This window comes from Ornithinibacter sp., assembly GCF_035443565.1.
GTDB lineage: Bacteria > Actinomycetota > Actinomycetes > Actinomycetales > Dermatophilaceae > Fodinibacter.
The window spans coordinates 1-1755 of record NZ_DAORSO010000312.1 but is presented as its reverse complement, the minus strand read 5'-3'; the positions used below and the strand labels follow the sequence as shown (position 1 = coordinate 1755).

The window sequence follows — 1755 nt, the reverse complement described above, 5'->3', positions numbered from 1 at the left end:
AGTCCAGCCGAACGCGCTCGCCGACGCGCGGGACCACCGCTGTCCAGCCCAGCTCACGCGCGACGCGGTCGGCGAGGGCCCGTGAGGCCACCGGCTCACCGTGCACGGCGTACAGCGTCGTGGGCGGTGTCTCGACCCGGCTCAGCCACTCGATGACCTCGTCGGAGTCGGCATGCACCGAGAACTCCTGGTCGTCCACGATCTCGGCGCGCACGGGCACGTAGCGGCCGTGCATCTTGACCTCCCGGGCGCCTTCGAGCAGGTCCCGCCCACGGGTCCCCACGGCCTGGTAGCCCGTGAGGACGACGCAGTTGCGGGGGTCGCCGAGCTGGTGTGCCAGGTGGTGCACGACCCGCCCACCGGTCGCCATCCCGGAGGCCGAGATGATGATGCACGGATGGCGCGGCTCGTTCAGCGCCTCCGACTCGACCGCGTTGCGCACGATGCGCAGGTCCGGGACGCCCAGGGTGTCGAGCTCCCAGCGGGGCGGCAGCAGGCCGGGATCGACCGTCGCCAGGTAGCGGCGGTAGACGTCCAGGGCCCGGTGCGCCATCGGGCTGTCGAGGTAGACGGGCACGGTGGGGACGGCACCACTGGTCATCAGCTCCCCGACCCGCAGGAGGACGAGCTCGGTCCGGTCGATGGCGAAGGCGGGGACGAGCACGGTGCCGCCTCGCGCGAGAGTGCGGCGGATGGCGCCGGCCAGCACGTCGTCCGCCGGGTCGGGGGACCGTGGTGGGTGAGTGCGGTCGCCGTAGGTCGACTCGACGACGATGACGTCGGCCGACGGAGGGTTCTCGCGGCGAGGCACCAACGGGTGGTCCGCGCGGCCCAGGTCGCCGCTGAACAGCACGGTCGACCCGGCTGCGTCCACGAGCACGCTCGTCGCACCGAGGATGTGCCCCGCCGAATGAAGGGTCACGGTGACGTCCTCTGTCAGGGGGACGGCGTCGTGCAGCGGCACCGGGCGCAACAGCGGGAGGGTCTGCTCCACGTCGAGCTCGTCGTAGAGGGGCAACGCCGGACGGTGTCGGGAGAACCCCGCCTGGTTGGCGTACCCCGCGTCCTCCTCCTGGATTCGAGCGCTGTCACGCAGCACGATCGCCGTGAGCTCAGCCGTCTGGTCCGTGCAGATGACCGGCGCCGCCAAGCCGTCGCGAACCAGCCGGGGCAGGTAGCCGCAGTGGTCGAGGTGCGCATGGGTCAGCACGACGCCGTCGAGGCTGGCCGGGTCGACCGGGAGCACGTCCCAGTTGCGCTGCCGCAGCTCGCGAAGTCCCTGGTAGAGACCTGCGTCGACGAGCACGCGAGAGGCGCCGGTCTCGACGAGGAAGCGGCTGCCGGTGACGGTGCCGGCAGCCCCCCAGAACGTCAGGGTGGGGCTGCTCACGCCTCCATCGTCCTCCCCGCGTGCGTGCGGGGACAGTGGTGGCGGGGGACTGGTTCCTCACACCCGCTCGCGTGCCGGCGCGGCGCGCCCGACGACGAAGGGCCGCAACCGGAAGCCGGTGCGGCCCTTCGTCGGCAGGTCTCAGCTGGTGGTCTCGCCCGAGGCGCTGCCGCCACTGGTGCGGCGACGGTTGCGGGTGCGGCGGGGACGGCTCGCGCCCTCAGCGGGTGCGTCACCGTCGCGCGAGGACGGACGAGCGGCATCCGAGCGTCGGTCACCGCCGCGGCCGCGGTCCCCACGGTCGTTGCCGCGCTCGTTGCCGCGGCCGCCCGACGGGCCCCGACGACCGGCACCCTTGCCGGTCT

General features: G+C 73.1%; 1 protein-coding gene and 1 pseudogene. Both read right to left on the bottom strand.

The annotated features are described in order from the left end of the window. Positions 1-1390, bottom strand: a 1390-nt coding sequence (locus PLL68_RS14790) for an MBL fold metallo-hydrolase RNA specificity domain-containing protein (protein WP_324535391.1), incomplete at its 3' end; no start/stop codon positions are given. Between the two features lie 141 nt (positions 1391-1531). Further along, a pseudogene (locus PLL68_RS14785) lies at positions 1532-1755 on the bottom strand (DEAD/DEAH box helicase); the annotation flags it as partial.